General features: G+C 40.7%; 1 protein-coding gene. It reads left to right on the forward strand.

Going from position 1 to position 268, the window contains the following annotated elements; all coding sequences use genetic code 11:
- Positions 1–268 (forward strand): adaptor protein MecA (locus C1G53_RS09810; protein WP_192873125.1); only part of this gene is annotated, 268 nt, incomplete at both ends.

Raw genomic sequence — 268 nt, forward strand, 5'->3', positions numbered from 1 at the left:
GCAAGTATGACTCCAGATGAGTTTTTCAAGAGTTTGGAGCAAACCGTTCGTGAGAAAAGTGCACCGGATGCAACAGCTGTTCGTCATTTGGAAGAGGTAGAGCAAGAGGAAGAAGCAGATGAAGAGGAGCAGGAGCGCTATATTTACTATATTTTGGAATTTCCAACGATAGAGGATCTGTTTACTTTTGTTGGTACGGTTGATTATCCAGTAGAAGAATCGGAATTATATAAAATGGATGGTCACTACTACTTGACCGTTCTTATCA

This window comes from Streptococcus suis (assembly GCF_002960445.1).
GTDB classification, from domain to species: Bacteria; Bacillota; Bacilli; order Lactobacillales; family Streptococcaceae; genus Streptococcus; species Streptococcus hyiners.